The following is a 4,698-nucleotide window of genomic DNA, read 5'->3' as shown; positions in this document are numbered from 1 at the left end:
AGCTTCCCGTCGCTGTCGTAATGCCCGCCGAACGAGCCGAGGATTATCGGGTTGGCCTTGTGCAGCCCGCCCGGCTCGCCCTCCGTCTGGATGAAGCCATCGCCGAGCTGGAAGATGTCCGAGTAGACTTCCATGGCCGACACCTCGGAAGCCCCGTATTCGAGAAGAACAGACTCAAGAGACAACCCGCTCACCAACCCATCCCGGAAGCCCTCATAGGCACGTTATCTTATCAATAGATTTATTGTACACCTAGAGCCAGAGAAAAAGGCTCCCTCTGGAACCCATCCCGAAAGCCCTCATGGGCACGTTATCTTATCAATAGATTTATTGTACACCTAGAGCCAGAAGAAAAGCGCCCATCCCTAGGCGGTGAGTAGGCGGGTCAATGCAGCGGGCGGTGACTACGGGGCGGCGTGGTCTGCGTTAGCAGATCTAAGCCGACTCGTTCACCGGCTGCGGAATTGACGCGACGGTCAAAACCGAAGACCAGACTGGGAAGAGGGTCGATGTGAGCGCAAGCTCCCATCGACCCTTTCCTTGCCTATGTCTCGGGTAAGTGAGACTTGGGGATGGCTCCTGCGAGGGGCTTTCTGCGACCCCCGCGCAGGGGGGTGCCGACCCCCGACCCCCGACCCTTGGGGGAGTTTGAGGGGGCTTGCCCCCTCATGCACGCGCCGCCGCGTGCCGCCAAGCCGTAGGCGCGGAGCGACCCTAAGTCGCGGAGAACCGACAGTGCTACACTGTCGGCGCGCCCCCTTTTCCGTAGGTAAAAGGGGAGTGCGTTACCCTTTTGTTCCAAAAGCCGGGAGGTGCCGCCGCCGATGGGTAAGCAGTACGCAATCCTTCGAGTCCAGAAGTGCAAGGGTGCCGAGATAGGCGCCATGCAGTACCACAACGACCGCGAGCCGGGAAAGCACACGAACCCGGACATAGACCAATCCCGAACCCGGATGAACCGAGAGATGTGCCCACACGCCGACTACGAGGGCGAGGTGCAGGCGAGGATTGACGCGGGCTACAAGGGCACCCGCAAGGTGCGCAAGGATGCCGTGAGACTCGTCGAGGGCATCGTGACGGCAAGCCCGGAGTTCTTCGAGGACGCGAGTGCCGAGGAGGTGAGGGACTTCTTCGAGGACGCGCTCGGGTTCTGCCGCGAGGAGTTCGGGGAGTCGAATCTGGTGCACTTCACGGTGCACATGGACGAGGAGACCCCGCACGCGCACTTCGGGTTCGTGCCGCTGAAAGACGGGAAGCTCTCGTGGAAGGGGTTCTTCCCTGACAAGGCGGCGCTCGGTGCGATGCAGGACAGGTTCTACGGGCGCGTAGGGGCGCTGCACGGCCTTTCTAGGGGTGAGAAGCGCTTGGAGGGTCAACCGGCAAGGCGGCACAAGTCCGTGGCCGAATACAAGGCCGAGAGCCGCCGAGTTCAGGCCGAGCTGGACGAGAAGACCGAGCAGCTCGAAGCGGCACGGGAGGAGCTTGCATCCACCCGGGTGCAGCTCGCCGAGTGCAGGTCGCAGGTCGAGGGCTTCGCCGCGAGGTTCGAGCGCATCAAGGCCGAGCTGGCGCAGATAGCCGAGTGCCTGTCGGTGCGCGGCTTCCTCGGGAGCTTCAAGGCCAAGCTCGCCGAGTTCGCCGAGAACCCTATCTGCAAGGCTGCGCTCGCGGCAGGTCGCGACTTCATGACGGCACGTGACGGCAGACAAGCGGAGAAGGTGCTCGTCAACGGTGCCAGGGAGAAGGTCGGGGAGATGGGCGAGCTGTCGAGGGAGATGGGCGAGTGGTCTCTGCTCGATGAAGCCGGGGATATGAGGGGTGCCAGCAGGAAGCTTGACGGGCACGAAGCCCCAGCGCGACCGATCGATAATCAAGTGCTTTAATCAGGTATACCCATCTGGTATACTTATTAGGAAAGAAAGGAGAACGGCAGTGGTCAGAGTGCATGGGAACGCCCTCAAGCACGGGCTTACCAGCGAGGAAGTTGCGTATGCGTGGGAGAACCCGATTAGGTGCCGTCAGCGAAACGGCACGGATGACCCGCCGCTCTGGATTTCGGTCGGCTCGCTTCCCGACGGGAGGTTTGCCGAGCTGATTGGATTCATGGATATCGACGGCGTTTGGTGCGTGTTCCACGCGATGGTGCCGCCGACGAAGAAGTTCAAGCGTGAGCTGGGATGGAGGTAGACATGAACGGAATCGTTGCCGAGAACGGCAAGGTCGTTACCGATGAGATGATTGCCGATTGGGAAAGCGCCCTTGAGCGCGATGAGTGGCCTAGCGGATGGGTCAACGTTGGCGAGGTTGTCGAGGGCAAGCTCCCGAAGGCCGCACCCGAGACGGTGACGCTATCCCTCAAGGTTCCAGTTGCGATGAAGCGGGCTCTTGAGAAGGAAGCGAAGGCCGAGGGCAAGTCGACGGGTGCGTATGCCCGCGGAATCCTCGCCGATGGTCTCATGGCCATAGCGTAAAGCAGCAGGGTCAGAGCTTCATGGCTAGCCCCTCCAAGCCCTCCTGAGCCTTTGCCAGCGGCTCAGCTTCTGCTCGGTCGATTCCAGCGCGAGCGTCTGGGCGGTCTCGTGGTGGAGCGCCTGAGCGCCCTGCACGGCCTTGGTGCTGTCGGCCACGGTCTCCATGAGCTTGGCTATCTGCTCGTCCTTCTTGGCGAGCTGCCCGATTAGCGCCGCGACAGCCGCCGAATCGCCGCCGTCTGGGGTGCTGGCATCTGTCTGGCAAGTGTCTGGCATCTGTCTGGCAAGGCGTATGGCACGCTCGACGGCGGCTCCCTGCGCCACGCCCCACCCGGCGGAGAGTTCCACCAGTTCATCGTATGCGTCTTCCTCGATTCGGAAGGTCTTCTTTACCTTGGCCAAGGTACTGGCTCCTGTCTGGCAAGTGTATGGCAAAGTGTATGGCAAAGTGTATGGCACGTATTCAACCACATCGGTGTTTCCCTTCCCAGTCCCTAATCGAAAACGCGTTCCGGACTGATATCCCGGATTATCTGTAGGTAGTCTTCGCCCTCCGGTTCATTCATGTCCTCATAGGTGCGCCATGACTTAATGTTCCGCATGACCCAAGGCTGTTTAGAAAGGGCGGCGCAAACAGGGCACTGCGCTCCGAACTGCACCTCGCGGTTCTTTGCCTGCCAAGTGCCGAGACCGATGCGGACGTTACCCATTTGCTCCGCGTATGCTCCCACGCAATCGTAGAGGTCATCTACGTTGTAGCCATTCCTTTTTGCCTTCTCCTCATCGAACTCGATGGTGAAGCGCCAAGGTTTCGTTGTCATATCACTCACCCGCCTTGATTTCCGGCTCCGTCATATCGACGTGGATATGACCGCCCTCGTACCATGCGCCGTCCGGCAGGCCGTCGGTGTCGCGCTTCCAGTCCCTCAGCCACTTGATGACGGTGGTTCTGGACACGCCCAGCGCCTTTGCTATGTCCGAGTGGTTGGCATCCGGGTGCTCCCGGGCATAGGAGCGAATCAACTCACACTTTTCACCGCTTCCCTTCGGCCGACCTTGCAACGCATGACCGGCATCCTCGCTCAGAATCTCAAGGTTCGAACGCGCCATTCTGAGGTGCAGCGCCTGCTTCCTGTAGTTCCGCTTGTTTTTCGGGATCGCTATTCCCGATATCCTCTCCAAGTCCTTGATGGGGAACTTCTTGTACCGCAGGTCGAGGCATTCGAGAGCGTTCTCGACCTCATGGTCGTTGCCGAACGGGTGCTCGGTGTCTACCGAATCCAGGAACGGCACCAGCGAATCCATGTCCGCCTTGACGCGTTCGCGGTCGGTGATGCCGCACTTCACGGCGTATATCGCCAGAGCCATCAGGCAGAAGTACCTATGGCTGAACGTCGCACCCGCGCGTATCTTGCGCAGCCACCAGTTGTAGAGGTCTTCCTTGGCATCCCACGAGCCGTCGGCGCGTCCGCCACCGACGATGACCTTCTCGTACCACTCGGGGAATCTCTCCTTGGCCTGTTCGAGCGTGTACCTCGTCTCCCTCCACTTCTTCGACAGGTCTACCTGCTGTTCCGGGGGAAGGAAGTCGTTCAGCTCTTCGAGCGAGAAGGGGTGCGTGTTGACCGCGAACGCCCTGACCGTGCCGCCGTCCTTCGTCTTGCCGCCGATGACGCGGAACCCTTGGTTGATGCCCTGATGCTGCGGGTGCTCCCATTCCCTCGACGTATGCTTGTTCCACATCCTGTCGGTCAGGTGGTACTTCATGTCCTTCAGCAGGCTCTTGGTGTTCGGGTATAGGTCGGCGGGTTCCTCGAGGACGTAGTACAGGTGGACGTTGTGGCCGCTCAGGATGATGTAGTTCGGCTCGGGATAAACGGGGTAGTCGCTTCGGCAGTTGTACAGGAAGGCCGTGAGCGTGCCGTCATCCTGCCCGTCGAGGTCGAAAATCATGGCGCACATCTTGCTCTGCGCGTCGGCGGTGTTCGCCCTGCCCCAGTAGGTGAGACCGTTCGTTATCGCCCAGTTCGCATCGCGGAACTCGGCAAGGGTCTCCTCGAACGTGTCCTCGAACAGGATTCGGCGGCGTCTCCTGTCTCCGACGAGCTTCCCGTCGCTGTCGTAATGCCCGCCGAACGAGCCGAGGATTATCGGGTTGGCCTTGTGCAGCCCGCCCGGCTCGCCCTCCGTCTGGATGAAGCCATCGCCGAGCTGGAAGATGTCCGAG

Annotated in this window: 6 protein-coding genes; 3 read left to right on the top strand and 3 right to left on the bottom strand. The window is 60.7% G+C overall.

Features of this window, described 5'->3' with window-relative positions; translation table 11 throughout:
• The first annotated feature begins 824 nt into the window (after window positions 1-824).
• From mobV to NBH09_RS09855, 3 genes are read left to right on the top strand one after another with little or no spacing between them, the layout of a single operon-like run.
• Entirely contained in the window at window positions 825-1,883 is a 1,059-nt protein-coding gene (mobV, locus tag NBH09_RS09865) for a MobV family relaxase (RefSeq protein ID WP_250787851.1), read from the top strand.
• Between the two features lie 49 nt (window positions 1,884-1,932).
• Window positions 1,933-2,187, top strand: coding sequence for a hypothetical protein (locus NBH09_RS09860; protein WP_117843712.1), 255 nt, complete (start codon window positions 1,933-1,935; stop codon window positions 2,185-2,187).
• Window positions 2,188-2,189: 2 nt separating this feature from the next.
• Window positions 2,190-2,471 carry a hypothetical protein gene (locus tag NBH09_RS09855; protein ID WP_117807073.1) on the top strand — a complete coding sequence of 94 codons (282 nt, stop codon included), beginning with the start codon at window positions 2,190-2,192 and terminating at the stop codon, window positions 2,469-2,471.
• A 24-nt stretch (window positions 2,472-2,495) separates the two neighbouring features.
• On the opposite strand, the gene NBH09_RS09850 is transcribed toward NBH09_RS09855, so the two are convergent.
• The 3 genes from NBH09_RS09850 to NBH09_RS09840 form a co-directional block, all read right to left on the bottom strand.
• Window positions 2,496-2,873: a hypothetical protein gene (locus tag NBH09_RS09850; RefSeq protein ID WP_250787850.1), complete on the bottom strand. Its 378-nt coding sequence runs from the start codon at window positions 2,871-2,873 to the stop codon at window positions 2,496-2,498.
• A 92-nt stretch (window positions 2,874-2,965) separates the two neighbouring features.
• Window positions 2,966-3,292, bottom strand: a complete 327-nt coding sequence (locus tag NBH09_RS09845) for a hypothetical protein (RefSeq protein ID WP_250787849.1) — start codon at window positions 3,290-3,292, stop codon at window positions 2,966-2,968.
• 1 nt (window position 3,293) lies between these two features.
• Window positions 3,294-4,698 (bottom strand): helix-turn-helix domain-containing protein (locus tag NBH09_RS09840; protein WP_250787848.1); only part of this gene is annotated, 1,405 nt, incomplete at its 5' end.

The sequence above is a fragment of the Collinsella sp. BG-O-102 genome (assembly GCF_023656745.1).
In the GTDB taxonomy this organism is placed as follows: domain Bacteria; phylum Actinomycetota; class Coriobacteriia; order Coriobacteriales; family Coriobacteriaceae; genus Collinsella.
This window is presented reverse-complemented; position numbering and strand designations above follow the sequence as displayed.

What these genes read in the sequence shown, in the direction of transcription:
- mobV (WP_250787851.1), top strand. Translation starts at nt 825, where the DNA reads ATGGGTAAGCAGTACGCAATCCTTCGAGTCCAGAAGTGCAAGGGTGCC.
- NBH09_RS09855 (WP_117807073.1), top strand. Translation starts at nt 2,190, where the DNA reads ATGAACGGAATCGTTGCCGAGAACGGCAAGGTCGTTACCGATGAGATG.
- NBH09_RS09845 (WP_250787849.1), bottom strand. Translation starts at nt 3,292, where the DNA reads ATGACAACGAAACCTTGGCGCTTCACCATCGAGTTCGATGAGGAGAAG.